Here is a 26,295-nt window from a genome sequence, read left to right on the forward strand (position 1 = left end):
CGCCACATGTAAGTGTGGCGGCGGAGGCCCGCCCCTCAAGGGCGCTCCTGCGTCGCGTCGCCTGCGGCGATTGCGCTGCGCTTAACCCTTGACCGTCGGACCTCCGCCGCAATGCTTCTGGGGGGCGGCCCCCGGGGGGAGCCCACGGGGAAACTCCGGCAAGTGGCTGGTGCGTCGTTGCCGGGTGGCGGGCTCGGTGAGTGGGGCGCGGCAGGTTGAGGGGGCGGCTGGGCCCCAGGCTCGGCGGCTGACGGGAACGGCCGTTGGCGCGCCATTCCCATTCCGACGTACACGCGCACCCAAGTCGGTGGCCGGCTGGCCGGTCGGTCGACCTGCGGACCGGCCCGGGCGCGGTTGGGGCGCGACAGTTCAATGGGGGGCCTCGGGCGGGTTCGGGCGTCCGCCCCGGTGGGTGGCCGGTTGAGCTGCAAGCCCGTTGCTGATGTGGAGGGGTGGCGGTGCACTGAAACGCGGAATGCGGCAGGACATCGGCGGCCACAACCCGGACGTGCCAGTTGCACGAGCCCCGCCAGCCCCGTCCTCCCCACCAGCCGTCTCCCGTCCATTGGCCAGCGCGGTCCGTTGGGAGCGGATGGGTCGAAACGCTCCCGTGATGGCTCGAGGCGATACGGCTGGGACTGGTGGGGGTGGAGGGGCGTTGGGATTCGTCATGTGTTGGGTTTGTTGCGTTCCCGGCCCCGGAGTCGGGTTGTGGGAGCGGCCGAAGCTCGGCACGGGAGAGAGTTCGGGCGTTAGTTGGACCCCGACTGCGTCGGGATGGACGCCTCGGCCACCGTGTCCGGGGCTACTGGATGCCTTGTTCCTGTCAGGCCGCCGGGCCGACGGTCGGTGAGCCGTCCGGCCACACGATCGTCTCGCACTGACGTGGGTTGAAGTGCTCCCGTGATGGCCGGAAGTGAAACGGGTGAGGTGGGTGGGACTGGACGGGCGTTGAGATTCGCCATGTGCCGGGTTCGTCGCGTTCCGACGCCTCGGGAGGAGGTTGTAGCGACAGAATCCGATCGGCGACGAGATGGAGCCGCCGCGTCGGCCGTCACGGGTGCGTCATTCCTGTTCGTCTCATCAGCCTCACTGCCCGGCCGGTCCCTCGCCCGCCAGTCCGCCCCACCGGGTGCCGGTTGGGACTGGTGGGCCGTCGGGAGTCGTCTTCTGCTGGATTGGATGCACTCCTACCCCCGCGCCGGTCCATCGGCGTGCAACGAAGCCCGCACATGACGCCCGTCGAGGCCTCTCGCAAGGGATGAAATGGGGCGAAAAGGGTGCACCTGCGTGTCATGTGCTGGGTTCGTCCCATCCCGCCAGTGTGGGTGCCGGGCGAGACCGCGCATTGCCCATTGGTCCCGCCGAAAGTGTCGGTTGTCCCACTGACCCGCGCCGAGAGGGTGCGCCGCCCCTATCGGTCGTGCCGAAAACTCCGAACACCTATCGGCTTGGCCGTGAATGTCGAGCCAGCCTGCGGGACCGGTCGGTCTTCCGCCCGGACCGTCGGAACGATCACTCGCCTCTGGGCACCCCTCCACCCACCCACACCAGCAACCTGCTTGAGGCTCCACCGACGACCGGTCGGGGTGGACGCCACACCGACACGAGTCCCCCCATTCAATTCATGCGTCCCACCCGCAGACCCACGAGTCCGCACGTCGACCCGATCGGCCAACCGGCCGCCTATGTGGGTGCTCGTGTGCGTGGGGATGGGGATGTCGTACCAGCGGCCGTTCCTGCGGTCGCTGAGCCTGGGGCCGAGCCGCCCCATAGACCTCGTGCGCCCCACCCACCACGCCGCAAGCCACCGAGCCGACCCGCGCCACTCCCCCAGCCCCGTGCAGGGCGTTTTTCTTTGGGCCGTCCCCGTATGAGCGTTAGCGGTGGGCCGGGGCGGCGGGTCAAGGGTGGGCCGTAGGTCCATCGCGTAGCGACGCGACGCAGGAGCGCCCTTGACGCGGCGTCACGGCCCACCGACACTCGAGCGCTCAGGGACGGCCCGACCCCCAGATGCGAGCATTGGTTACCGGCCCCGGGCGAGCGGTGAACCCCCGTCAGAACCTCGGCTCCGGGGTTTGCGCCGCCACCAGTTGCGCCGCCTCCTCCTTCGTTTCCACCGACGGCGGGGAGCCGGACAAAGGCTTCTTCGCCGTCTCCTTCATGCACGCCACCGCGATGATGCCGATGAGCGCCGCCGCCATCGAGTAGTACGCCGGCATGAGGTTGTTGCCGGTGAGGCTGATCAGGCCCGTGATGACCAACGGGGTCGTCCCGCCGAACAACGACGCGGAGAGGTTGTAGCCGACCGACAGCGAGCCGTACCTGACGTTCGTCGGGAACAGCGCCGGGAGCGCCGCCGACATCGTGCCCAGCAGGCAGACCAGCGACAGGCCGAGCATCAGCATGCCCGCGACGATCGCTGGGATGCTGCCCTGCTTGATCAGGAGGAAGGACGGCAGTGAGAGGAAGAAGAAGCCCAGCATGCCCGCCATCAGCAGTGGCTTGCGGCCGAAGTGGTCGTTCAGGCGGCCGACCTGGCTGATGATCGCCATCAGGGCCACCATGACGGCCAGCAGGATCAGCAGGCCGTGCGTCTCGCTGTAGCCGAGCTCGTCCGACAGGTACGTCGGCATGTACGACAGCAGCATGTAGTCCGTCACGTTGTACGCGCCCACCAGGGCGATGCACAGGATCAGCGTCGGCCAGTGCTGCCGGAAGATCTTCGCGAGGTCACCCTTTGCGGTGGTTTCCACCGCGTCGGCGGCCTCGGTGGCGTGGATGTTTCCGGCCTCCAGCTTCTGGAAGGCGGGGGTCTCGTCCAGGCGGAGGCGCAGGTAGAGGCCTACCAGGCCCAGCGGGCCCGCTACCAGGAACGGGATGCGCCAGCCCCACGCCTCCATGGCGTCGGAACCCAGCCAGGCCGTCAGGACGGTGACCAGGCCGGCCGCGCCGGTGTAGCCCGCCAGGGTGCCGAATTCGAGGAAGCTGCCGAAGAAGCCGCGGCGCTTGTCGGGGGCGTACTCGGCTATGAAGGTGGACGCGCCGCCGTACTCGCCGCCCGTGGAGAAGCCCTGTACCAGGCGGAAGAAGATCAGCAGGACCGGCGCCCAGAAGCCGATCGTGGCGTACGACGGGATCAGGCCGATCGCGAACGTGCCGATGGCCATCAGGATCATCGTGAGCGCGAGGACCTTCTTGCGTCCGATCCTGTCGCCCATGGGGCCGAAGACCATGCCGCCGATGGGCCGCACCAGGAACGCGACGGCGAAGGTCGCGAAGGAGGAGAGGAGCTGGGCCGTGTCGTTCCCGGGTGGGAAGAAGACGTGGCCGATCGTCACCGCGAGATAGCTGTAGATGCCGAAGTCGAACCACTCCATGGCATTGCCGAGCGAGGCCGCCTTGACCGCCCGCCTGACCGCCGCTTCGTCGGTGACGGTGATGTCGGAGCGGCGGAGCGGTGGGTTCTTCCGTCTCCTCGCGGCGCGGAAGAGAGTGCGGTGGCGCTTGATCGCTTCGGGATCGGCCACGTGGTCGGGGCCGTAGCCGGGGCCGGTGGCCATGGCAGGTTCCTTTCCTCGGACGCGTTTCCAATGTCCAAGTGGAACTTCTGCCTTCTATTCAATGCTGCAAACCAAGGTCCCCTGTTCCAGGACCTTGGTCACAACACCTCCGGCATACCGCCTCGGGACTGCGGACCGTCAGATGCCGAGGTCCTTGATGATCTTCGCCACGTGGCCCGTCGCCTTCACGTTGTACAGGGCGCGCTCCACCTTGCCCTCCTCGTCCACCACGATCGTCGAGCGGATCACCCCGGTCACCGTCTTGCCGTACAGCTTCTTCTCGCCGAAGGCGCCGTACGCCGTCAGGACCTCCTTGGACGGGTCGCCGACCAGCGTGACCTTGAGGTCTTCCTTCTCACGGAACTTCGCCAGCTTCTCCGGCTTGTCCGGGGAGACGCCGATGACGTCGTACCCGGCCCCGGCCAGCAGCTCCAGGTTGTCGGTGAAGTCGCAGGCCTGCTTGGTGCAGCCGGGGGTCAGAGCGGCCGGGTAGAAGTAGACGATGACCTTGCGGCCCTTGTGGGCGGCGAGGGAGATCTCGGTTCCGTCGGCGTCGGGCAGGGTGAAGTCGGGGGCGGTGTCGCCGGGCTGAAGTCGCTCGCTCGTCATAAGGTCTCGGTCTCCTCGTGCGGGGTGTGGCTCTGTAGCTGTAGCTGTCGTTGTGGCTGAGGTGTAAGGGATTACGGTCCCGAGCGTAATGGGGGTGCCGTGGGGTATGGGACGGCCCGAGCTGACAGACTGTCGACGAAGGAATTGAAGGAATACCGGATTCGGCCCACGACCACGGAGGCAGCGCAGTGTCGGATGCCAGGACCCCTGCGCAGATCGAGGCGGACATCAAGAGCCGGCGTGACCAGCTGGCCATAACGCTCGACGAGATCGGGGTGCGGCTGCACCCGAAGACGATCGTCGGTGACGCGAAGGCCAGGGTCGCCTCGACCGTGGACCAGACCGCGGGCCGGGCGTTCGTCGCGGTGAACCGGACGGTGTCCGATGTGAAGGCGCAGTTCGTGTCGGAGGACGGCTCTCCGCGCCTGGAGCGGCTCGTTCCGGTGGCGCTGGTTGCCGTGGGGCTGGTGGGGCTGCTCACCCTGTCGGCGCGCCGCAGGCGCGGCTGACCCTCGGGCCGACGGCGGGCGCGAGGACAGGTAGGTTCGGGGCGTGAGCGAGAACACCACGCGGAACACCACGCAGAACACCACGCACGACAAGCTGCCCATCCGGATGCTGCACGACCGGGTGCTGGTCAGGTCTGACAGCCCCGAGGGCGAGCGCCGCTCGGGCGGCGGCATTCTGATTCCGGCGACCGCGGCGGTCGGCAAGCGGCTGGCCTGGGCCGAGGTGGTCGCGGTCGGTCAGAACGTACGGACCGTGGTGCCGGGCGACCGGGTGCTGTACGACCCGGAGGACCGGGCCGAGGTCGAGGTGCGCGGCATCCCGTACGTACTGATGCGGGAGCGCGATCTGCACGCGGTGGCTTCCGAGCGGGTATCGGAGGACTCGACCGGCTTGTATTTGTAGGCAGACAGCCTGCGTCAGGCCCGGTGACCAGGGTCACCGGGCCCTTTCGCTGCCCTTTGCTATGTTGGAAGCACCCCCGACGAGACGCGCCGTACCGGGTTCTACGCAAAGACGACGCACCCCGATGTATCGCTGTTTCCGCGTTTCGTCTTCGGAGGTGCCCCGTCATGGCCTGGGTTCTGCTTGTTGTCGCCGGTCTGCTCGAGGTGGGCTGGTCGATCGGGATGAAGTACACCGACGGGTTTACGAGGCTCTGGCCCAGTGTGTTCACGGGCGCGGGGATCGTCGCGAGCATGATGCTCCTGTCCCACGCCGCCAAGACGCTGCCGATCGGTACGGCGTACGGCGTGTGGGTCGGCATCGGCGCGGCCGGTGCGGCGGTCCTCGGCATGGTGGTGCTCGGTGAGCCGGCGACCGCCGCCCGGATTTTCTTTGTGTGTCTGCTGCTGGTGGCGGTGGTCGGGCTCAAGGCGACCTCGGGGCACTAGACACCGGGCACTGGCGGGCGCTGGCGGTCGATGGTCGCTAGCCGGTGGTCGCTAGCCGCTGGTGCTTCTGCCGCGCGCGCCGTTCAGCAGGCCGTCGGAAGGCGGTCCGGTGGTGCCTCCCGTGTCGGTGGCGCCTCCGGTGTCCGTCGTCCCGCCGTCGGTCGCGCCCGTGGTGCCGCCGGTGTCGGCCGTACCTCCCGTGTCGGTCGCGCCGCCCGTGCCGCCGGTGTCCGCCGTGCCACCTGTACCACCCGTACCGCCCGTGTCCGCGGTTCCGCCGTCGGTGCCGGGGGTGCCCGTCGTGCCTCCGGTGTCCGTCGTGCCGCCCGAGTCGGTGGGGCCGCCGTCGGTCGGGCTCCGCGTCGGGTCCTCGTCGGGGTTGTCGCTCGCCGACGGCTCGTCGGACCCGTCGGAGCCCTCCGACTCCCCGGTGTCCGGCTCCCCGTCGGACGGCGAGTCGTCCGGCTCCTCCGAGCCGGCCGCCGTCTCCAGGTCGAAGTCCTGCACCGGCTTGCCCTCCAGCGCGGCGGCCGTGAACTGGCCCCAGATCTGCGCGGGTGCTCCGCCGCCGTTGATGCGCGGCTGTCCCAGGGCTCCGTACAGCGGCTTCTGTACGCCGGTTTCCGGGTCCTGTCCCATCACCGCGACGACCGTCGCCAGGTCGGGGGTGTAGCCCGCGAACCAGGCGGCCTTGTCCTCCTCCGCCGTGCCGGTCTTGCCGGCCGCCGGACGGCCCGCGGACTGGGCCGCCGTGCCCGTGCCGCCGTCGACGACGCTCCTGAGGATGGACGTCGTGGTGTCGGCGGCCTCGCGGGAGACGCCCTGCCCGGCGTCGGAGCCCGAGCCGGAGCCAGAGCCGGAACCCGAGCCCGAGCCTGAACCCGTGCCCGTGCCCGAGCTCGAACCCGATCCCGTGCCCGAGCCGGCGTCCGCCTTCGGGAGGTTGATGATCTGGCCGTCCTTGGTGATCTTCTCGACGATCGTGTACGCGCCGTGCTTGCCGTGGTTGGCGAGCGTCGCGTACGCCTCCGTCATGTCCAGGACGCTGGCGGTGGCGACGCCGAGCGCGATCGACGGGTACGCGTCGAGGCTCGGGGTGTGCTCCGGGATGCCGAGGGCGACGGCCGTGTCCTTCACCTTCGCCGGGCCGACGTCCTGGGCCATCTGCGCGTACACCGCGTTGATGGACTTGTCGGTGGCGGTACGGACGGGTACTTGGCCGTACGAGCGCTGGTCCTCGTTCTCCGGGGCGTACCCCGTCGGGCCGTTCGGGCCTTCCACCATCCGCTTGTTGGTGCCGTCGTAGACGGTGTTCGGCGTGATCTGCCGGCCGTCCTGGGTGGTGGAGCCGTTCTCGACGGCCGACGTGAAGACGAACGGCTTGAAGGTGGAGCCGACTTGGTAGTCGCGGCGCGTCGCGTTGTTGACGTACTGCTTCGTGTAGTCGATTCCGCCGTACATCGCGACGACCTTGCCGGTCGCCGGGTCGATGGAGGCGCCCCCGACGCGCACGTTGCGGTCGGCCTTGCGGTCCTTGCTCGTCTGCGACGTCACCTTGTCGTCGACGGCCTGGGCGAAGGCGTCCTGCTTCGACTTTTCGAGCGTCGTGGTGATGCGGTAGCCGCCGGTGGCGAGCGTGTCCTCGTCGATGATCTCGTTGTTGGTGAGGTAGTCCTCGACGGCCTGCACGATGTAGCCGCGCTGCCCCGAGAGGCTGGAGGCGGGCTTGGCCTCGTGCGGGGCGGGGAACTTGACCGCGGCGCGGTCGGCGGCGCTCAGCCAGTCCTCCTTCACCATTCCGTCGAGTACGTAGTTCCAGCGGCCCAGGGCCGCGCCCTTGTTCTCGGGGTGGGTGGTGATGTCGTACGCGCTCGGGGCGTTGAGGAGCGAGGCGAGGTAGGCGCCCTCGCCGGTGGTGACCTCGTCGATGTCCTTGCCGTAGTACGCCTGGGCGGCGGCCTGGATGCCGTACGCGTTGCGCCCGAAGTAGCTGGTGTTCAGGTACCCCTCGAAGATGTCGTTCTTGCTCTCTTCGCGATCGAGTTTGATCGCGATGAAGAACTCCTTCACCTTTCGGGTGACGGTCTGTTCCTGGCCGAGGTAGTAGTTCTTGACGTACTGCTGAGTGATGGTGGAACCGGACTGCTTGCCCTTGCCGGTGACGGTGTTCCAGCCGGCGCGGAGCATGGCCTGCGGGTCGACGGCCCGCTCCGAGTAGAAGTCGCGGTCCTCGGCGGCCAGTACGGCGTGCTGGACGGTCTTCGGGATCTGGGCGAGCTTGACCTTCTCGCGGTTGACCTCTCCGTCGCGGGCGAGCTGGGAGCCGTCGGCGTAGAGGTAGACGTTGCTCTGGGCGGTGGCGGCGCTGTTGGCGGCCGGGATCTTGACGAGCGTGTAGCCGGCGAGGAACGCGCCGATCACGAGCAGGGCGAGCAGCAGGAACGTACCGAGGAGCATCCGCCAGGTGGGGATCAGGCGGCGCAGGCCGGTGCGCTTGCGCTTGACCTTGCCCTGCCCGTTGACCTTGCCCTTGCCCTTGCCCTGCGCCTTGGTCTTGTCCTGCCCCTTGGGGGTGGAGGGCCGGGTCGCGGGCCGGGAGGCGGCGGGGTCGGAGGGGTCCCGGGGCGCCCACCCCTGGGGCTGCTGTGGCTCGTCGCTCATGCTGGTGGAGACTCCCTGGGCGTGGCCAGAGGTTCACTCTCCGGCATAACTGTGTCGTATCGGGCGATTCGCCTGTACGCCCATAGTGCACGCAACGCGAAAAATGCCTGCGGCGGCTGACCCCATTGGGCTACGGTCGGGCGTTTTGGTGCCGGAAGCGAAATGAGGGGGTCGGCGTGCGTGTATACGCGGTCGTCGCGGCCGGTGGGTTCCGGCGTCATGCGACGTACCGGGTGGCGACGGCGGCCGGGGTGTTCACCAACACCGTCTTCGGCTTCATCGTGGCGTACACCTTCACAGCCCTGTGGGACGAGCGTCCCCAGCTCGGCGGGTACGACCTGTCGCAGGCCCTCACCTACGTGTGGCTCGGGCAGGCGCTCCTGATGACCGCCGCCATGATGGGCGGCGGCTTCGAGAACGAGCTGATGGAGCGCATCCGTACCGGCGACATCGCGATCGACCTCTACCGGCCCGCCGACCTCCAGCTCTTCTGGCTGGCGAGCGACCTGGGGCGCGCCGCCTTCCACCTCCTCGGGCGCGGCGTGGTGCCGATGGCGCTCGGCGCCCTCGCGTTCGATCTCGCGCTGCCCGCCGACCCGTTCGTGTGGCTCGCCTTCCTGGCCGCCGTCGCGCTCGGCGTCGTCGTCAGCTTCGCGATCCGCTTCCTGGTGGCGCTGTCCGCGTTCTGGCTGATCGACGGCGCGGGTGTGGCGCAGATCACATGGCTCGCCGGGCTCTTCTTCTCCGGGATGGTGCTGCCGCTCACCCTCTTCCCCGGCGCGCTCGGCACGCTCGCGCGGGCGCTGCCCTGGTCGGCGCTGCTTCAGATCCCGGCGGACGTCTTCCTCGGCAAGCACACCGGCTGGGGGCTGGCCCAGGCGTACGCCTTCCAGATCGGCTGGGCGGCGGTGCTGCTGACGGCCGGGCGGCTGCTTCAGACGGTGGCTACGCGCAGGGTGGTGGTTCAGGGTGGCTGAGGTGACGGAGAGCGCGCCGGTGACCGGGACAGGTGAGGCGCGTGAGGTGCTCGGGGCCTTGGGGCAGCTGCGGGCCGGGGTCCGGGCGTACTGCATGATCGCGGCGATGTGGATCCGCTCGACGATGGCGTACCGCGCGTCCTTCGCGATGGCCGCCTTCGGGAATTTCGCGGCGACCGGCCTCGACTTCGTCGGAATCCTGCTGATGTTCTCCCACGTGGACGCGCTCGGTGGCTACACCCTGCCCGAGGTGGCCTTCCTCTACGGGACGGCGGGTGCGGCCTTCGGCCTCTCCGACCTGGTGATGGGCTCGATGGACCGGCTGGGGCGCCGGGTGCGCGACGGCACGCTGGACACCTTGCTCGTACGCCCGGTCCCGGTCCTCGCGCAGATCGCGGCCGACCGCTTCGCGCTGCGCAGGCTGGGCCGGATCACGCAGGGACTGCTGGTGCTCGGGTACGCGCTGGTGGTGCTGGACATCGCGTGGACGCCGCTGAAGGTGCTGATGCTGCCGATGATGATTCTGAGCGGTGCGGTGATCTTCGCGTCGGTGTTCGTGGCGGGGGCGGCGTTCCAGTTCTGGGCGCAGGACGCGTCGGAGGTGCAGAACTCCTTCACGTACGGCGGCACCACGCTGCTCCAGTACCCGCCGACGGTCTTCGCGAAGGACCTCGTGCGCGGGGTGACCTTCGTGTTGCCGCTGGCTTTCGTCAACTGGCTGCCGGCGCTGTATGTGCTGGACCGCCCGTACCCCCTGGACCTGCCGTCCTGGCTCGCCTTCCTGCCGCCGCTGGTGGCGGGGGTGTGCTGTGCGCCGGCCGGGGTGGCGTGGCGGGTGGGCCTTCGTTCGTACCGCAGCACGGGGAGCTGACACGTCGTGGAGACGGACTTCATCGAGAATTTCATCGAGCTGGACGGCGTCGAGAAGGTCTTCGACGTACGCCGCAAAACCGGTCGGCTGCGGCGCGAGAAGACGCAGGTGCGGGCGGTCGACGGCATCAGCTTCTCCGTGCCGCGCGGCGAGATGGTCGGCTACATCGGGCCGAACGGCGCGGGCAAGTCCACCACCATCAAGATGCTGACCGGCATCCTGACGCCGAGCGGCGGCCGGGTGCGGGTCGCGGGGATCGATCCGTCGCGGGAGCGGACGCGGCTGGCGCAGCGCATCGGGGTGGTGTTCGGGCAGCGTACGACGCTGTGGTGGGACCTGCCGCTGCGCGACTCGTACCGCCTGATGCACCGCATGTACCGGATCCCGGACGACCGCTTCAAGGTGAACATGGCGCGCTGCGTCGAACTCCTCGACCTGGCCGAGCTGCTGGACGTACCCGTACGGCAGCTGTCGCTGGGGCAGCGGATGCGGGGCGACATCGCGGCGGCGCTGCTGCACGATCCCGAGGTGCTGTATCTGGACGAGCCGACGATCGGCCTGGATGTGATCTCGAAGGCGAAGGTCCGTGACTTCCTGCGGGACTTGAACGCGGAGCGCGGCACGACGGTCCTGCTGACGACGCACGACCTGACCGACATCGAGCAGCTGTGCAAGCGCGTGATGGTCATCGACCACGGGCGGCTGGTGTACGACGGGGCGCTGGCCGGGCTGCACGAGGTGGGTGAGAGCGAGCGCACCCTGGTGGTGGATCTGGAGCGCGAGCTGCCGCCGGTCGAGGTGGCGGGGGCGCGGGTGGTGAAGGTGGAGGGGCCGAGGCAGTGGCTGGCGTTCCCGGCGTCGGTTTCGGCGGCGCCGCTGGTGGCGGCGGTGGCGCAGAGGTATCCGCTGGTGGATCTGTCGGTGCGGGAGCCGGACATCGAGGCCGTGATCGCGAAGATGTACGCGGACCGGTCGGCGCTCTGAACACTGGGTCGTTCGGCTCGAGTTGACTAGTCTGATCGCCATGGCCAGTGAAGTTCCGGAAATGCGCGCTTCTGACGCGGAGCGTGATCGAGTCGCCGAGGTGCTGCGTGACGCCGTCGCCGAGGGGCGGCTGGATATGGAGGAGTTCAACCAGCGTCTCGATGCCGTCTACAAGGCCCGTACGCACGGTGATCTCGAGCCGCTGGTCCGCGACCTGCCGGCACCGGGCGGCAGCTCGGCCGCGCTCGCCTCCCCGTCCGCCTCAGGTGCGCGGGTTTCCTGGCCGGCCCGGATCGGCGGCCCGGCGACGTCGAGGGGCGCGTTCGCCTTCTGGGGCGGCTTCGGCCGCAAGGGGACGTGGACGGTGGGCCGGAGGTTCACGGCGTTCGCGATGATGGCCGGCGGCGAGATCGACCTGCGCGAGGCGCGCTTCGAGGACCGCGAGGTCGTGATCCGCTGCTTCACCATCATGGGCGGCATCCAGGTGACGGTGCCGCCGGGCCTCGACGTGCAGGTCAAGGGCGTCGGCATCATGGGCGGCTTCGCCGACGTGACGGCGAAGGGCGTGCCGGAGGCGGACAACCGGGTGGCGCCGGACTCGCCGCGCGTGACGGTCACCGGGTTCGCCCTGATGGGCGGGGTCGGTGTGGAGCGCAAGGTCACGCGCGCCGAGAAGCAGCGCCTCAAGGAGGCGCGCAGGCAGCAGAAGCTGGCGAAGAAGGCGGAGTCGGGTCCGGGGTCCGGGGCTGGGTCTGGGGCTGGGTCCAAGTCCGCGCGCAAGTCCGGGTCCGGTTCCAAGTCCGGGTCCGGTTCCAAGTCCGGTTCCGACTCCTCGTCCGGGGCCGAGTCAGAGTCCGGGTCTGATTCCTGGTCCGGTTCCGGTTCCGGGTCCGATTGACCGCGAGGGGCTCGACTGCGGCCCGGTCGAGCCGCGCTCACACCCCGGCAGCGTCCGTTCCCCTGTTCAAGCTCCGGAGGTCGAACGCCATGCCCATGCGCTCGTAGCCCGCGTCGCTCGGGTGCAGGTGGTCGCCCGAGTCGTACGCCGGAAGGAGCCGGTCCGGGGCGTACGGGTCGCGCAGCGCCCGGTCGAAGTCCACGACGGCGTCGAAGATGTCGCGCGTACGGATCGCCTCGTTGACGCTGTCCCGCACCGCTTCGAGCTGCGGCGTGTGCGCCCGCGTCCCCTCGAAGGGTATCACCGTCGCGCCGATGACCCGCAGGCCGCGTGCCCGTGCCTGGCGCGCGAGTTGTTCGAGGCCTGCCGTGATGCGCGCCGCGTCGAGCTCGTGCGGCGGCCGCAGTATGTCGTTGATGCCGAGGACGATGACGACCGCCTTGGCGCCGGAGCGTGAGAGCACGTCGCGGTCGAAGCGCGAGAGGCCGCTCGGGCCCGTACCGTCGCTGAGCAGCCGGTTGCCGCTGATGCCCTGGTTGAGGACGCCGTAGCGTCCGTCGAGGCGGTCGGCGAGGACGTCCGTCCAGCGGCGGTTCGCGCCGGCCGTCGAGGTGACGCCGTCGGTGATGGAGTCGCCGATGACGACGACCGCGCCCTCGGCGTTGCCGCTGAGGACGTCGACGGCGGTGAGGTAGCGCCAGTACGGCGTCTGCCCGGTGTAGGCGTCGCCGAGCGGGTCTTCCGTACGGTCGCCTTCCGCGACGTACGACGTCTGGCGGGCCCGCGGATGGTGGGTCACCGGGCCGCTGGGCGTGGGGGAGTAGGTGGTGACGAGCAGGTCCGCGTCGTACGGCACCTTCAGCGGCGCCGGGTCGCTGACGACCTGTCCGCCGGGCGGGATCAGGACCGAGGGGGAGCCGCCGAAGAGCAGGCGGCGCATGGTGCCGTGGGCGGCGGTCGGGGCGCCGGGGGTGGCGGCGACGGCGATCGAGGCGTGCGTGATGTGCAGCGGCTGTACGCCGAAGAGGTTGGAGAGGGTGATGCGGGCGCTGCTGCCGCCGATGCTGGTGTGCACGACGTTACGAATGGAACGCCCGGGGAAGCCTTGCTCCGTGCCCGGCTCGGCGAGGGCGGGCGCGGTGGACCAGGTGCCGATCCAGGAAGCGGAGGTGGCGGGGGCCGCGGAACGGAGCGGCGTACGGGGGCTGGCCTCTGTGGTGTCGTCAGGGCCGTGACCGCCGAGCGTCGCTCCGGCGAATATGGCCCCTGAGATGAGGACCACCACCGCGGCGAGCGCGGCGAGCAAGGCATAACCGTTGCGCTTGGTCATGCTCGGTGTATCTCCTCGGGCGCGGGGAGCCCGAGGCTCCGTTCGAACTCACTCCAATGATGCGGCATTGCACCGCCTTGGTAGACGTCGGGAACTCCCGGTGCGTTCCAGGAGTAGGTCAGGTAGGGAAAATACGTACGAGATGGTGCGTACGAGATGGCACGTACGAGATGGTGCGTGCCGGCGCGTGCGAGGCTGACGGGTGGAGCGGATGGATCGTAAGACGACGGGACCTGACGGCACGTCTGACCAGGAGCTTTCCCGGTCACCGGCCGCCCCGCTCCCGCCCTTCGCGTACAGCGCGGCCGACGAGGAGAAGCGCCAGGGCGTACGCCGTATGAAGGCGACGGCGACCGGGCTGCTGCTCCTGGTCGCGATCGTCTACGTACTCGCCACCTGGGCGGAGAAGTCGGGGATCGGCGGCTGGCCGGCGTACGTCGCGGCGGCGGCCGAGGCTGGCATGGTGGGCGCGCTGGCGGACTGGTTCGCCGTAACGGCTCTCTTCAAACGCCCCATGGGCCTGCCCATCCCGCACACCGCGATCATCCCGACGAAGAAGGACCAGCTGGGCACGACGCTCGGCTCTTTCGTCGGCGAGAACTTCCTCTCCGAGGACGTCGTACGCACCCGTCTGCGCGCCATCGGCATCGGCAGCCGTGTCGGCGCCTGGCTGGCGGAGCCGGCCCACGCCGACCGCGTGACGGAGGAACTTTCCACGGCGTTGCGCGGCGCGCTGACTGTCCTGCGCGACTCCGACGTCCAGGCGGTCGTCGGCGAGGCGATCACGCGGCGCGCGGACGCGGCGGAGATCGCGCCGGGGATCGGAGCGGCCCTGGAGAACATCGTCGCGGACGGCGCGCACGACCGGGCCGTGGACCTCATCTGCACGCGCGCCTATGCGTGGCTGGTGCTCCACGGGGATTCGGTGATGGAGGCGATCGAGGGCGGGGCGCCGGGCTGGACGCCGCGCTTCGTGGACCGGAAGGTCGGCGACCGCGTCTACAAGGAGCTGCTGCGCTTCATCTCCGAGATGCGCGACGAGCCGGACCATCCGGCACGCGGCGCGATCGACCGCTTCCTGACGGACTTCGCGTCGGACCTCCAGTCGGACGCGGAGACGCGGGCGAAGGTGGAGCGGCTGAAGTCGGAGATCCTGGGGCGGGGGGAGGTCCAGGACGTGATCGCGTCGGCCTGGGCGTCCGTACGGGCGATGATCATTTCTGCGGCGGAGGACGAGCAGAGCGAACTGCGCCTGCGGGTACGGGCCTCACTCATCTCGCTGGGCGCGCGGCTGGCGTCGGAGGAGCGGCTGCAGGGGAAGCTGGAGGGGTGGCTGGAGGGCGCGGCGGTGTACGTGGTGACGACGTACCGTACCGAGATCACTTCGCTGATCAGCGACACGGTGGCGGGCTGGGACGCGGAGCACACGTCGAAGAAGATCGAGGCGCACATCGGCCGGGACCTGCAGTTCATCAGGATCAACGGCACGGTGGTGGGGGCGCTGGCGGGGCTGGTGATCTACACGGTGTCGCATGCGGTGGGCGGTTAGCGCGGGCCTGAGGGAAGTGGGCGGGTCGCCGGTCGGATCCGGACAGGCGCGCTGCGTGGGTGAATGGTAGGTATCTCCTGATAACGCCGTGCGGTGCCTGCTCCGGCCGCGGGTGCGGTCGCGGGTGCGGTCGGACCCGGCGCTGGAGCGATTGGGCGGTTGCGCTTGGGGCGGTACGGGACGGAGGAGGTCCAGTGGGATGCCCGGGACGGAGGGGGCACGTGTGCAGAAGCCACGACATCGGTACGGAGGCGGGAGCGCTGCCTTGCTGGGCGCGGGGACGCGCCGCGGCACGGCGGGTGACGGGGCGTTCGTTATTCGGCACCTTTGAGCAGCGGAAAGAGGAGTCACGCCTTCCGCCGCCGGAGACCGGGCTGCCGCACAGGCCGTCGCCGCTCCTGACTCTCCGGTCAGTTGATAGCGGATCAGCAAACGAATCGCGCATGCCGACGCACTCACGGTGGCGGCTCGGCCAGGTCGCCACTTCTCCGCAGCCACCGGGGACCATAAGGCGTCACCGTCAACTCCCTGACGACTCACAAAGCCTGACGGCGGTGGACGCGCGTAGAGCGACCGAAAGACGCCCTTGTAGAAGGTTCAACCGGACCGCCAGGATTCCTAGCAGCCGCCGCTTGTCAGGATCATGACCGCTACGGATGGTCGTGGCTCCTGCATCGGCGTACTGACGGGCCTGCCCACCCAGCGGGCCCTTGGGATCCCCCACCGGAGGATGTAGTGAACTTCAAGCGCCTGTCTCCCCTCGGCGGCGTCGCGAGACGTGCACGGCTGATCGCCGTCGCATCGACTCTGCTGACCGTCTCCGCGCTTGCAACGCCGATCGCCGCCGCCGAACCGACCGACGACGGACGGGCCACCGCCGCCACCGCCGCCCAGCTCGCCGAAACGGGCGACGCCGTGCTCGGCGCGGACGTGGCGGGCACGGCCTGGTACACGGACAAGGCTTCGGGCAAGCTCGTCGTCACGGCGGACAGCACCGTCTCGGCCGCCGAGATCGCGAAGATCAAGAAGGCGGCGGGCGAACGTGCCGGTGCGCTTGAGATCAAGCGCACCCCCGGCACCTTCAACGAACTGATAGCGGGCGGCCAGGCCATCTACAGCGGCACCGGCCGCTGCTCGCTCGGCTTCAACGTCCGCAGCGGAACCACGTACTACGCCCTCACCGCCGGCCACTGCACCAACAACACCAGCACCTGGTACACCAACTCCGCCAAGACCACGGTGCTCGGCTCCACTGCCGGTTCCAGCTTCCCGACGAACGACTACGGCATCATCCGCCACTCCAACTCCGCCGCCGCCGACGGCCGGGTCTACCTCTACAACGGCTCGTACCGCGACATCACGGCCGCCGGCAACGCCTCCGTCGGCCAGGCCGTCCAGCGCAGCGGCAGCACCACGGGCCTTCGCGGCGGCACGGTGACCGGCCTCAACGCGACCGTCAACTACGGGAGCGGCAACGTCGTCTACGGCCTGATCCAGACCAACGTCTGCGCCGAGCCGGGCGACAGCGGCGGCGCCATGTTCGCGGGCAGCACGGCGCTGGGCCTGACCTCGGGCGGCAGCGGCAACTGCTCGTCGGGCGGTACGACGTTCTTTCAGCCGGTGACGGAGGCGCTGAGCGCGTACGGAGTAAGCGTCTTCTAGCCCACGGACCAGAGGGCCCAGGGGCGGGCAGAGCCGGCGGACTCTCCGGAGGGAGGGTCCGCCGGCTTCGCGCATCCGGCGGCCGAGGCGATGCGCACCACCCGGCACACGCGCGCTGGGCGCGCAACCGCCTGTCGTCGGTCACGCGCCCAGCAAATGGGGGAGTTGCCCAGTAGTACGCGCAGCCCCCCGCGTGCGTTCACCCGTACACCGAACCGCGATCGCCCAGCTCGCGCAGCTTTCGGCCACACGGGCGATTTATCGGCCCGCGAGGGACCGGCGCACACCAGCTGACGAACCATCATGTTCTTCTGGCTTCCTTGTCACCCGTACCTCGTGCACAGCCGGAGGAGCCCCATGCCTCGCTTGTCCCGCCTGCCCCGCTTCCCACGGTTGGCCGGTATCGCCACGGCCGCCGTCGCTCTCGCGGCGCTCGCGTCGGCGCCCACCTCCGCCCACGAGCCGACGCTGACGGACCCGCGCGTCGTCGAACACTTCGACTTCGAAGCAGGCCAGACCCCGGAAAGCATCGCCCTCGAACCCGACGGTTCCGCCAACGTCTCGTTCGCCTTCGCCCGGCAGGTCGCCCGCCTCTCCCCGCACCACGAGCCGCGGATCATCGCCGAGCTCCCCGCCGTGGCGAACCCGACCACCCCGATCGTCGGCGCAGCGGTCACGGTGGGCATCGCACGGGCGCATGACGGGACGCTGTACGTCAACTACGCCACCGGAACCAAGCTGACGGGCGTCTGGCGCGTCAACCCGAAGCACGGCACGGCCAAGCAGATCGCGTGCCTGCCGAAGCAGGGCTTCCCCAACGGCCTCGCGCTCGACGAGAAGCGCGGCGTGCTGTACTCCGCCGACTCGATCAACGGCACGGTGTGGCGCGTACCAACAAAGGCCCACCCGACCCGCGGCTGCGTCAAGCCGAAGGCATGGGCCACGGGCCGCAAGCTCCAGCCGTTGCCGCCGCCGGCCGTGGGAGTCGGCGCCAACGGCCTCCAGCTGCGCAACGGCGCCGTGTGGGTGTCCAACACCGACAAGGGCACGCTGCTGCGCATCCCGGTGAAGCCGAACGGCTCCGCGGGCCCGATCCAGACCAGGGCCACCGGCCTGACCGCGATTGACGACTTCGCCTTCGCCTTCCCCAAGCATGACGACACGGTCCTGGCGGCTTTGATCGCGACCAGCGAGGTCGCCGTAGTACGCCCCAACGGCACGCACTCCATCGCACTCACCGCGGAGGACGGCCTGGCGAACCCCACCTCCGTGGCGGTCCGAGGCAAGACGGTCTACGTCCCCAGCGCGTCGTACTTCATCACCCCGCCCAACCCGAACCTGCTCCTGGCCACCCTGAACAAGCACCACCACAGCTCGTAGCCACCAGTCGATGGCGGTCTCGCCGCACCAAGCGGCGAGACCGCCATTGCCATGAGCCGCCCAACCTCTCGGCCGGGTAGGGCCGCTTGACGCTAGCCGGCGCCAAGCTCCCCGCGCCGCACCGCATGGATGAAACCCGCCCAGGCACCGCTCCGTACCGCGACCTGTGGCCCGTCTGACACCTTCGAGTCACGCACGGCGGTACGCCCTACGAGGACCGCCACTTCAACGCACTCAGTCCCGCTGCCGCCGCTGTACGAGGACTTGACCCAGCGGATGCCTTCGTGATCCATCAAAGCTCCTCGGAAGCCTGGTTCAGGAATGCAGTTGAGGCGTTGAGGTCCAACGCCTGGGCTTGCAAGTACTGGAACGCCAACTTATAGCGTTCGAGTTCCTCGGGCTTCTCCATGAAGAGGCCGCCACCGATGATGTCGACGTACACCACGTCGAGCTCAGGTGCCTGGCCTCCGAGAATCACGAAGCTTCCGACGGCTGCTGCGTGAGCCCCGCTGGCGAACGGCAGTATCTGGATCGTGATGTGAGGACGCTTGGCCAGTTCCTGCATGTGCCGGAGTTGTTCACGCATAATGTCCCGCCCACCGACCATGCGGCGCATGACCGCCTCATCGACCACGGCCCAAATGTGTGGCGGGTCCTCCCGCTCCAGAAGCTCCTGCCGCTTCATGCGGATGTCGACCATGTGCGCAATCTCCTGCTCGGTGCAGCGCATCTCGGAAGCGCGATGCACGGCCTCGGCGTACCCGCGCGTCTGGAGCAGGCCTGGGACGTACATGCAGGAGTAGTGGTCCTCGCGGATGACCTCGTCCTCGAGGGTCAGCATGAGGTTCATGGACTCAGGGATCGGGTCAGCAAGAGACCGCCACCATCCGCGGATCTTGGCTTCCTTGGCCAGCTCGACGAGAGTCTGGCGCTCCTCTTCTGATGCGTCGTACTCGCGACAAAGAGCATGTACGGCTGGCCACTTGACCGTTCCGCCCTTCGTTTCATAACGGCTCAGCGTGGCCTTTGAGATGCCGACGAGCGCTCCGGCTTCCTCGAGCGAGAGTCCCTTGCGCTCACGCAGTCGACGCAAGTCCGCGCCGAGTTGGCGCCTGCGGGTAGTCGGTCCAACTGGCATGGTCGTGGCCCTTCATGTCGATCTCCCCGAGCGTGCACGGCTCGGGGCGGTACGGGCAAGACGGCGCACGCCCGGGGCGCCCACGGATGGGACATGCTCCCTGAGCCCAAAAATGAGAGTTCCAAATTGAGAGTTTCACTGTCACGCTGTGTGTGGGTTCAGCTGCACCACGCAATCGCACGCTCGTGAAAGTGAGGGCTGTCGTCATGCCTGAATGTCAGTGCGAGATTCCGAGGAAAGCATGGGAGCTGCCCTTCCTTGCGGAGGCTGAGGAGCTGGGCGGGCTACGACGGGTGCTAGCCCTGCACCTGAGGCTGTGGGGGCTGTCCGAACTGACGGACGTCGCGCAGCTATGCGTGACTGAGTTGGTCACCAACGTCCTGACTCACGTAGGTCCGGGAACGCCAACGACGCTCGCCGTCTCCATGGCCGGCACGCGACTCCGCATGGAAGTCCGAGACCCAGACGCGCGCACACTGCCCACGCTGCTCGAGGCCACGGACGGCGACGAGTCGGGTAGGGGGATGGCGATCATTGATGCAATCACGGACCGCTGGGGCGTCATCCTGCGCGCCGACTCAAAGGTGACGTGGTGCGAACTACCCACGGCCCTCACTGCGCCAACGGGTCACACGGGGGGCCGCCGTGTGGCAAGGGCGGAGACATTCCTGGCTGTTTACCACGGGGCTACAGACCCCACCCGCGACGCGACGCGCCCGCTCGGACTGGCTGTGGCGGAGGGGGCGACGATCAACCTGATCGCCGACCTCCTCCACTGGCTACACGCCCATGGATGCGACCCGGACGAGGCCCTCGACCGAGCGCAGATGCACTTCGAGTGCGAGACGGGGGAGACTGCGTGAGGGGCGCTGCCCGGCAGGGCGGTGTCGTGGCCAGCGATTGCCCGGGCGGATAGGCCATTCCTGGCCATTCCTTGGTCAATTTCAGACGCCTGAGATCGCAGGCGTGACCAATGTGATGGAAGACGGTCACTCGATCGGCAGCATGTTCGTATGGCTGCATATAGAGCTGTCTTCGGACACGTGGGTGGGGTTCTCCCTGGTACGCACTTCGACTCGCGCCGGGAGGTCAAGGCCGCGAAGCTCCACAAGGAGGGAGAGGCGGGGATCTCCTGGGGGCTTGACGGCGGCGAGGAGCAAGCTGCTGACGCGATCGTGCTCAACAAGGGCTACGCGGACGATCTCGACCTTTGGGACGAGGTTCTCTACACAGGCGCTGGTGGCCAAGACAGGTCGACTAAGCGGCAGGTCGAGGACCAGAGTTGGGGGAACCCTGGGAACGCTGGACTGCGGCGGAGTCGCATAAAAGGCCACCCGATTCGCGTGATCCGAGGTTATCGAGGTGAAAAGGACTACTCACCCGTTAAAGGCTATCGCTACGACGGGTTGTACGAGGTTATCGAAGAGTGGAAAGAAACGGGTGTGGAGGGATTTCAGGTCTGCCGGTTCAAGCTTCGCCGACTGGAGATTAATCGGCAAGAGTTGACGCCCATTGAGCAGCAGGTCCAGGACATGCTCGATGGGATGGCGCCCCGAGTGACCACCACCGTTGACCGAATCGTCCGAGATACTGCGGTGGCGCGCCGGGTGAAGCGCTGGTACGGGCATACGTGTCAGATATGTCGGCTTCCGCTGGTCGTTGGGGCGGATGGCGTGAGCTATGCAGAGGGCGCTCACATTCAGGCGCTCGGCAAGCCCAGTAGCGGACCGGATGTTGACGGCAACGTTTTGTGTCTGTGCCCCAATTGCCACATACGGCTGGACCGCGGTGCGATCTATCTCACCGACGACCTGAAGGTCGTGGACCGCTTTGCTGACGGTCCAGCCGCACGGGGCGTGAGATTGCTGACTGTGGGAGATCACCGGATACAGAAGAGATTCGTCCGGGCTCATCGCCGATTCTGGAAGATAGAGGGGTAAAGCTGCTAACCGGCGGCAATCGCCGAGTAGGTCCAGACGTCGGCCGGGAGCTCGTGGCGGAGCTTCCAGATGATCCCCATGGGCTTACTTCCCTCGTGCTCGACGTATTCGGCGGGGCCCAGCAGCATCCAGGGCTGAGCCTTGCCGATATCGGTTTCCTTGTAGCGCCGCATGAAGAGCAGTATGTGGCTGCCTCGTTCCGCATGCTGTTGATAGCGCAGCCCCGTACGGGAGTTCTCCGCCGTAGTGCTCTGAGACTCCCAATGGAAGAGCGTTGGGCTCCTGGCATAGTCCTTGTACCGGATGGTGGGGGAAAAGTCCTTCTCGTTTTTCTCCAGCGTGATCAGCAAGGCGTCAGTGTTGAGTTCTTCGGCCCAGGCCACTCCCTGGGCGAAGGAGCCTGGCATCTGGCCACCAAGTCGGGCTACGCCAAGTGCAGCCAGGATCTCCGAGCGGTTGTAAGAGCTGTGAACGTTCAGAGGCAGCCCGGCGTGAGGGCCTTCAAGGCGGAGCGGGAAGTGGTCGGCCTGCTCGAGTACATGGGCTAGTACCTGCCGGATCTCACTGCGCAACGCTTTCTGTTCGTAGAGCGAAGAGAGGCCTTGCTGGTAGCTGGTGAAGCCGCCGCCCTTGTCCCAGAGCGTGTAGAAGAGCATGCGCGCGTAGCCCTGCTGGGTTGCATCCAGAGTCTTGTAGAGCGGAGCGTCATCTGCGAGCAGGCGGGTGTACAGCTGGGCGCGCTCGGGGTCGTCGACATGCAGGAAAGCGTGGGCGCGCTTGAGAAGTTCTTCTTCGCCGTCTGGCATGGGCTCGGTACAGAGCCCGGCGTAACGCAGCACACGCGTCCAGGAGTTGTTGCCCTTATAGAGTTCTTTGATCTCCCGCCGGCTCTCTCTGAGGTACTGAGAGAGGCCCGTCTCGCTGTAGTCCTTGACTTCTTTGGTAAGCGTTCTGACGTCGGTCTTCAGCTGTGTACGGATGTTGCTGAGGACGAGTTCCTTGGACTTGCCCTCCAGGATGATCTGGCAGCCGGATGGGAGCTGAGGGAAGTCGCGCTCCATGTGATCTATGAGACGGTTGCGAGTCAGGTTCGTAAGCGCGCGGAACTGCTCCTCGAAGCGAAACTCTGCTCGGTGCTGACCGATGAAGTCGAGTACGGTCAGTACCGGCTTCGTCTCCGTGCGCCGCAAGCCTCTCCCCAGTTGCTGGAGGAAGATCGTGGCGCTGTTTGTGGGGCGCAATAGGAGGATCGTGTCAACGTCCGGGATATCAAGTCCCTCGTTGAAGAGGTCCACCGAGAAGATGGCCTGAAGCTTCCCGGCGCGCAGCTCCTCGAGGGCTGTGTCCCGCTCGCTCGGGGACGAGTCGCTGTCCAGAGACTTGGCCTGGAAACCAGCCTGTCGGAAGAAGTCGGCCATGAAGTGGGCATGGGCCTTGGTCACGCAGAAGCCCAGCGCGCGCATGGCACCTGCGTTGGAGACCTTGCGCTGGACTGCCTTGACTACCAGGCGCGCACGGGCGTGGTTGCCAGTGAACACGTTCCCCAACTCGCTCTGATCATATGCACCCTTTTGCCAGGCCAGAGTGGTGAGATCAGTACCGTCAGGGATGCCGAAGTAGTGAAAGGGACACAGCAGATCGTTCTCGAGCGCCTCCCAAAGGCGCATCTCCGCAGCTATGCGACCATCGAAGAACTCATCTTGGACGTTCTGCCCGTCCATGCGTTCCGGGGTGGCAGTCAGGCCCAGAAGCTGCTTGGGCTTGAAATGGCTGATAACGCGGCGGTATGTGTTCGCCGTTGCGTGGTGGAACTCATCGATGACGATCACATCGAAGTGGTCAGGAGCGAGCTGCTCCAGGCGCTGATCCGTCAGGGATTGAACGCTGGCGAAAACGTGTTTCCAGTCCCGCGGGAGCTCGCCACTGTGCAGCAATTCTCCGAAGGATGCGTCGTCGAGCACCGCTCGGTACGTGCGCCGGGACTGCTTAAGGATCTCCTTACGGTGGGCTACAAACAGCAGTCGAAGGTCTCTGCCGTGCTCGCGGAGCAGAGCCCTGTAGTCCAGCGCAGCCATGACTGTCTTGCCGGTCCCCGTGGCCGCAACCAGCAAGTTCATGTCTCGACCATGGATTTCACGCTCAACGCGAAGGCGCTCCAGCATGTCGCGCTGATGGGGGAACGGCTGCATTTCCAGCGAGGAAAGGCTGATCTTGCGGTCGTCGGGCGCACGCGTCCCGCCGGCCTGAGCCAGCGCCTCGTCGAGACGTGCTGCGTCACGGTCGGGATCGTAAGACTCGAAGGCGCTCTCGCTCCAGTAAGCGTCAAAGGTGGCTTCGAACTTATTGAGCACCGCAGGTGTGGCGACAGACGACAGACGTACGTTCCACTCCAAGCCATCGAGCAACGCTGCCTTGGAAAGATTCGAGCTTCCGACGTAGGCAGTATCGAAGCGAGTGTTGCGCCGGAACAGCCACGCCTTGGCATGCAGCCGTGTCGAGCGGATCTCGTAGTTGACCTTTACCTCAGCGCCGAAGTCACGGACCAATCGATCAAGGGCGTGCCGATCGGTGGCCCCCATGTACGTGGTGGTGATGACGCGAAGTGGGACGCCGCGCTCCTTAGCGGCCAGCAAGGAGTCTTCGAGCACTCGCAATCCGTACCACTTCACGAACGCGCACAGGAGATCGATCCGGTCCGCGGTAGCGAGCTCGGCCCGCAACTCGCTCCCCAAGCTCAACTCGCCTGGCGAATTGGTAATCAGCGACGTTTCGGACAGGGGCGTGAGCGGACGTAGAGCATAGACGCCAGGGGCCTTCTGCTCAGCCAGAGACAACAGCTGACGTGGCCCATCAGCGATACTCTCCACTGCTCCAGCGACATCCTGACTGGTCGCCAGCGAGCTCATAATTTGGTTGGCCGCAGCGACCTGTTTGTCATGGGGGAGTTGCCGCAAGGCCCGCTGTATGGCCTTGCCGACGTGACGGGCGAGGACGTGAGGAGAGGACTCTTCACTGACTTCCGCCTCGATGGCCTTCCACCCTGCTGCTTCGAGCCCATCGATCTGGCCCTGCAAGCGGTGGGTGATGAGCTCCTCGTACACCCCAGCAACAGGGCGCGCGAGATCCCCCGAGTCTTCCACGGCCACTCCCTTGGTCAATGTTCCGATGCAGCCCAGTTCTAACAGCAGCCACTGACAACCACGCGGGTGTTCGGCGGGTGCGGGTGCGCTCAGCTGCCCTATAGCCGTGTGGAGGTCTTGGGCGTGCGACAGCGACGACGCTGGTCACCTAGGGCATCGATCACTGCGGGGAGGCTTATGGGAGGTTGGGGGTGCCGTGGCAGTCGCGGTACGGGACCGAAGAGCCGCACCAGCACGGGGCGTTGCGGGGTGGGGGCCAGGGGGTTGCTCGGCCTCGGGCTGCCAGGGTTGTGGCGTACTGGGGGAGGAGGGAGGCGTCGCCGGGGGACGCTGATTCTGAGGCTGCGAATGCCTCGTAGGAGGGGACTGTGCCTCTTACGATGCCCAGGTTCTGGGTTCCTGTTGAGGACAGGTCGCGGAGCGACGACTCGATCGCGGTGAGGTGGGCCGCGTGGGTGGGGTAGTCCGTCGTCAGGGCCGGGTACGCCGTCAGGAGTTCGCGCAGTTCGTCCTCCGGCCAGTGCAGCATCGCCACCGGGAACGGGCGGGAGAGCGCGGTGCGGTACGTGCCCAGCTCGGCGCGCAGGCGGGCGATCTCGGCCTGGAGTTCCGCCGGGTTGTCCGAGCCCAGCGCCCACAGCCGCTTCGGGTCGTGCAGCTCGTCCAGGGGGATGGGGCCGGCGTGCATGGTGTCCGCCACCATGTCCCACTCGTCGTGCGGCAGACCCAGCATGCGGCGTACGCGGTGGCGGCCGGTCACGAGGGACCGGGCTCCGTACGGGATCTCCTCCGACGGGTCCGTGAGGAGCGTCAGTGCGGTGTTGAACGTGTCGTGGGCGGCGTGGAGCTCGTCGTGGGATTCCAGGGCCTCCGCGATGATCTCCCACGGTGCCGCCTCGCGCGGGGCCGCGGCGCGGATGCCGTCGATGATCGCGCGGGCCTCCGCCTCGTGGCCGTACTCCCACAGGTTGGCCGCCTTCAGGGCCTTCACCAGGGGTGGGTTGTCCGGGGCCTTCGCCAGGAGGTGGTCGTACAGCGTCGCCGCGCGGGCGCGGTCGCCGGACAGCTCCAGGTGGGCCGCGGCCTGGAGGTACAGCGGCTCCTGGTCCTCGGGATACTGCGCCGCGGTACGCAGCAGGCGCTCGGCTTCGGCGGTGTGATCGGCGTGATCGGCAGGCGTGTCGGGGCGCATGCACCACACCGTACTGCTGTACGGGGTGCGGGTGAGAGAGCCCGGGGCGGCGGAGCACGGACGTGACGGACGCGGCTCTGGAGAGTTGTCGGGGGAAGGCCTATCGTGCCCGCCGTGTGGGAGCGGGAGCAGAGGCGGATTCCGGTGGTGGTGCAGGGCGCCTCCCGGGGGCGTGCGGTGGCCGCGCGCGGGCTGTGGGTGGGTGCGGAGGCCGCGGTGACGTTCGGAGTCGTCGTGCTGCTCCTCGTCGTACATCAGCTGTGGTGGACCAACCGGCAGGCCCGGGACGGCGCCGAGCGGAAGGTCCAGGCGCTGGAGAGGCAGTGGGAGGGGAGCAGGGGGGAGGCGGCTCCTCCGACGCCGCCCGAGGTGCCGTCGGAGGAGGTGCCGCCGGATGGCGGGACCTCCGGTGATGGTGAGGTGCCTGAGGGGGGTGGGGGTGGTGGCGATACGCCCCGGGCGCGTGCCGGCGACCGTACGCCGTCGCCTCCCCGCTGGGATCAGGCGTACGCCATCCTCCGCATCCCGCGCCTCGGCGTGACCGCGCCCGTCGCGCAGGGCGTCAGCAAGGGCGGCGTACTCGACAAGGGGTACGTCGGGCATTATCCGCAGACCGCGCAGCCTGGCCGCGCCGGGAACTTCGCGCTGGCCGGACATCGCAATACGCACGGGGAGCCGTTCCGCTACATCAACCGGCTGCGCGCCGGGGACGAGGTGACGGTCGAGACGCGGGACGCTGTCTTTACGTACGTCGTGGATAAGGGGCTCGCCCAGACTTCCGCGCGCGACAGGGGGGTGATCGCGAAGGTGCCCCGGAGCAATGTGCGCACGGACATCGGCTACACCGCTCCCGGCTACTACCTGACGCTCACGACCTGTACGCCCGAGTACACCTCCAAGTACCGGCTGGTGGTCTGGGGAAAGTTGGCATCGATGCGACCGCGCCAGGTCCTTGGAACTTAGAGGGCCCGCCAGTAGGTGCGGAGCTGAGCGGCAGTAAC

The 26,295-nt window shown here is 67.9% G+C and carries 21 protein-coding genes and 1 riboswitch; of the genes, 13 read left to right on the top strand and 8 right to left on the bottom strand.

Annotated elements, in window-relative coordinates:
* Positions 1-2,057: 2,057 nt before the first annotated feature.
* Entirely contained in the window at positions 2,058-3,563 is a 1,506-nt protein-coding gene (gene proP / locus ABZX79_RS30260) for a glycine betaine/L-proline transporter ProP (protein WP_355264657.1), read from the bottom strand.
* Positions 3,564-3,701: 138 nt separating this feature from the next.
* Complete coding sequence (gene bcp / locus ABZX79_RS30265) at positions 3,702-4,172, bottom strand: thioredoxin-dependent thiol peroxidase (RefSeq protein ID WP_355264660.1); 471 nt, start codon at positions 4,170-4,172, stop codon at positions 3,702-3,704.
* A 188-nt stretch (positions 4,173-4,360) separates the two neighbouring features.
* Here bcp and ABZX79_RS30270 point away from each other — a divergent pair, with 188 nt between their 5' ends.
* From ABZX79_RS30270 to ABZX79_RS30280, 3 genes are all read left to right on the top strand, one after another.
* On the top strand, positions 4,361-4,681 hold the full coding sequence (locus ABZX79_RS30270) for a DUF3618 domain-containing protein (RefSeq protein WP_355264663.1): 321 nt from the start codon (positions 4,361-4,363) through the stop codon (positions 4,679-4,681).
* A 106-nt stretch (positions 4,682-4,787) separates the two neighbouring features.
* On the top strand, positions 4,788-5,084 hold the full coding sequence (locus tag ABZX79_RS30275; protein WP_215138114.1) for a co-chaperone GroES: 297 nt from the start codon (positions 4,788-4,790) through the stop codon (positions 5,082-5,084).
* A gap of 53 nt (positions 5,085-5,137) precedes the next feature.
* A riboswitch (guanidine-III (ykkC-III) riboswitch) is annotated at positions 5,138-5,205 on the top strand.
* A gap of 46 nt (positions 5,206-5,251) precedes the next feature.
* The gene (locus ABZX79_RS30280) at positions 5,252-5,572 is read left to right on the top strand and encodes a multidrug efflux SMR transporter (protein ID WP_138897668.1); all 321 of its coding nucleotides are present in this window, start codon (positions 5,252-5,254) and stop codon (positions 5,570-5,572) included.
* A gap of 51 nt (positions 5,573-5,623) precedes the next feature.
* Here ABZX79_RS30280 and ABZX79_RS30285 read toward each other — a convergent pair whose 3' ends face one another.
* Positions 5,624-8,233, bottom strand: coding sequence for a transglycosylase domain-containing protein (locus ABZX79_RS30285; RefSeq protein ID WP_355264667.1), 2,610 nt, complete (start codon positions 8,231-8,233; stop codon positions 5,624-5,626).
* 176 nt (positions 8,234-8,409) lie between these two features.
* Here ABZX79_RS30285 and ABZX79_RS30290 point away from each other — a divergent pair, with 176 nt between their 5' ends.
* The 4 genes from ABZX79_RS30290 to ABZX79_RS30305 are packed head-to-tail and all read left to right on the top strand — an operon-like array spanning position 8,410 to position 11,963.
* Positions 8,410-9,210 carry an ABC-2 family transporter protein gene (locus tag ABZX79_RS30290; RefSeq protein ID WP_355264670.1) on the top strand — a complete coding sequence of 267 codons (801 nt, stop codon included), beginning with the start codon at positions 8,410-8,412 and terminating at the stop codon, positions 9,208-9,210.
* A gap of 19 nt (positions 9,211-9,229) precedes the next feature.
* Positions 9,230-10,081, top strand: coding sequence for an ABC transporter permease (locus tag ABZX79_RS30295; protein ID WP_355264913.1), 852 nt, complete (start codon positions 9,230-9,232; stop codon positions 10,079-10,081).
* Between the two features lie 6 nt (positions 10,082-10,087).
* A complete protein-coding gene (locus ABZX79_RS30300; RefSeq protein ID WP_355264673.1) occupies positions 10,088-11,065 on the top strand; it encodes an ATP-binding cassette domain-containing protein in 978 nt (325 codons plus the stop codon).
* Between the two features lie 40 nt (positions 11,066-11,105).
* Positions 11,106-11,963: a DUF1707 domain-containing protein gene (locus ABZX79_RS30305; RefSeq protein ID WP_355264676.1), complete on the top strand. Its 858-nt coding sequence runs from the start codon at positions 11,106-11,108 to the stop codon at positions 11,961-11,963.
* A gap of 37 nt (positions 11,964-12,000) precedes the next feature.
* On the opposite strand, the gene ABZX79_RS30310 is transcribed toward ABZX79_RS30305, so the two are convergent.
* Positions 12,001-13,293 (bottom strand): SGNH/GDSL hydrolase family protein, encoded by a 1,293-nt coding sequence (locus ABZX79_RS30310; RefSeq protein WP_355264679.1) that lies wholly within the window; start codon positions 13,291-13,293, stop codon positions 12,001-12,003.
* A 211-nt stretch (positions 13,294-13,504) separates the two neighbouring features.
* Between ABZX79_RS30310 and ABZX79_RS30315 the strand changes: the two genes are divergently transcribed.
* From ABZX79_RS30315 to ABZX79_RS30325, 3 genes are all read left to right on the top strand, one after another.
* The gene (locus tag ABZX79_RS30315; protein WP_355264682.1) at positions 13,505-14,842 is read left to right on the top strand and encodes a DUF445 domain-containing protein; all 1,338 of its coding nucleotides are present in this window, start codon (positions 13,505-13,507) and stop codon (positions 14,840-14,842) included.
* Positions 14,843-15,577: 735 nt separating this feature from the next.
* A complete protein-coding gene (locus tag ABZX79_RS30320; protein WP_355264685.1) occupies positions 15,578-16,504 on the top strand; it encodes a S1 family peptidase in 927 nt (308 codons plus the stop codon).
* Positions 16,505-16,861: 357 nt separating this feature from the next.
* Positions 16,862-17,884: a hypothetical protein gene (locus ABZX79_RS30325; protein ID WP_355264688.1), complete on the top strand. Its 1,023-nt coding sequence runs from the start codon at positions 16,862-16,864 to the stop codon at positions 17,882-17,884.
* Positions 17,885-17,976: 92 nt separating this feature from the next.
* Here the strand turns inward: ABZX79_RS30325 and ABZX79_RS30330 are convergent, their stop codons facing one another.
* Both ABZX79_RS30330 and ABZX79_RS30335 read right to left on the bottom strand, forming a co-directional pair.
* Positions 17,977-18,177, bottom strand: a complete 201-nt coding sequence (locus tag ABZX79_RS30330; RefSeq protein WP_355264691.1) for a DUF397 domain-containing protein — start codon at positions 18,175-18,177, stop codon at positions 17,977-17,979.
* A complete protein-coding gene (locus tag ABZX79_RS30335; protein WP_355264694.1) occupies positions 18,177-19,022 on the bottom strand; it encodes a helix-turn-helix transcriptional regulator in 846 nt (281 codons plus the stop codon). Before ABZX79_RS30335 ends, ABZX79_RS30330 begins: the two co-directional genes overlap by 1 nt.
* A gap of 191 nt (positions 19,023-19,213) precedes the next feature.
* Between ABZX79_RS30335 and ABZX79_RS30340 the strand changes: the two genes are divergently transcribed.
* Complete coding sequence (locus ABZX79_RS30340) at positions 19,214-19,885, top strand: ATP-binding protein (protein WP_355264697.1); 672 nt, start codon at positions 19,214-19,216, stop codon at positions 19,883-19,885.
* A gap of 150 nt (positions 19,886-20,035) precedes the next feature.
* Positions 20,036-20,962, top strand: coding sequence for a YDG/SRA domain-containing protein (locus ABZX79_RS30345; RefSeq protein WP_355264700.1), 927 nt, complete (start codon positions 20,036-20,038; stop codon positions 20,960-20,962).
* A gap of 5 nt (positions 20,963-20,967) precedes the next feature.
* Here ABZX79_RS30345 and ABZX79_RS30350 read toward each other — a convergent pair whose 3' ends face one another.
* A complete protein-coding gene (locus tag ABZX79_RS30350) occupies positions 20,968-24,102 on the bottom strand; it encodes a DUF3427 domain-containing protein (protein ID WP_355264703.1) in 3,135 nt (1,044 codons plus the stop codon).
* Positions 24,103-24,277: 175 nt separating this feature from the next.
* Positions 24,278-25,294, bottom strand: coding sequence for an SEC-C domain-containing protein (locus tag ABZX79_RS30355; protein ID WP_355264706.1), 1,017 nt, complete (start codon positions 25,292-25,294; stop codon positions 24,278-24,280).
* 177 nt (positions 25,295-25,471) lie between these two features.
* Between ABZX79_RS30355 and ABZX79_RS30360 the strand changes: the two genes are divergently transcribed.
* Positions 25,472-26,257, top strand: coding sequence for a class E sortase (locus ABZX79_RS30360; RefSeq protein WP_355264916.1), 786 nt, complete (start codon positions 25,472-25,474; stop codon positions 26,255-26,257).
* Positions 26,258-26,295: the final 38 nt, after the last annotated feature.

The organism is Streptomyces sp. NPDC002994, from assembly GCF_040611155.1.
GTDB lineage: Bacteria > Actinomycetota > Actinomycetes > Streptomycetales > Streptomycetaceae > Streptomyces.

What these genes read in the sequence shown, in the direction of transcription:
- ABZX79_RS30330 (WP_355264691.1), bottom strand. Translation starts at nt 18,177, where the DNA reads ATGGATCACGAAGGCATCCGCTGGGTCAAGTCCTCGTACAGCGGCGGC.
- ABZX79_RS30310 (WP_355264679.1), bottom strand. Translation starts at nt 13,293, where the DNA reads ATGACCAAGCGCAACGGTTATGCCTTGCTCGCCGCGCTCGCCGCGGTG.
- ABZX79_RS30275 (WP_215138114.1), top strand. Translation starts at nt 4,788, where the DNA reads ATGCTGCACGACCGGGTGCTGGTCAGGTCTGACAGCCCCGAGGGCGAG.
- ABZX79_RS30315 (WP_355264682.1), top strand. Translation starts at nt 13,505, where the DNA reads ATGGATCGTAAGACGACGGGACCTGACGGCACGTCTGACCAGGAGCTT.
- ABZX79_RS30355 (WP_355264706.1), bottom strand. Translation starts at nt 25,294, where the DNA reads ATGCGCCCCGACACGCCTGCCGATCACGCCGATCACACCGCCGAAGCC.
- proP (WP_355264657.1), bottom strand. Translation starts at nt 3,563, where the DNA reads ATGGCCACCGGCCCCGGCTACGGCCCCGACCACGTGGCCGATCCCGAA.
- ABZX79_RS30335 (WP_355264694.1), bottom strand. Translation starts at nt 19,022, where the DNA reads ATGCCAGTTGGACCGACTACCCGCAGGCGCCAACTCGGCGCGGACTTG.
- ABZX79_RS30305 (WP_355264676.1), top strand. Translation starts at nt 11,106, where the DNA reads ATGGCCAGTGAAGTTCCGGAAATGCGCGCTTCTGACGCGGAGCGTGAT.
- ABZX79_RS30285 (WP_355264667.1), bottom strand. Translation starts at nt 8,233, where the DNA reads ATGAGCGACGAGCCACAGCAGCCCCAGGGGTGGGCGCCCCGGGACCCC.
- ABZX79_RS30325 (WP_355264688.1), top strand. Translation starts at nt 16,862, where the DNA reads ATGCCTCGCTTGTCCCGCCTGCCCCGCTTCCCACGGTTGGCCGGTATC.
- ABZX79_RS30345 (WP_355264700.1), top strand. Translation starts at nt 20,036, where the DNA reads ATGGCTGCATATAGAGCTGTCTTCGGACACGTGGGTGGGGTTCTCCCT.
- ABZX79_RS30280 (WP_138897668.1), top strand. Translation starts at nt 5,252, where the DNA reads ATGGCCTGGGTTCTGCTTGTTGTCGCCGGTCTGCTCGAGGTGGGCTGG.
- bcp (WP_355264660.1), bottom strand. Translation starts at nt 4,172, where the DNA reads ATGACGAGCGAGCGACTTCAGCCCGGCGACACCGCCCCCGACTTCACC.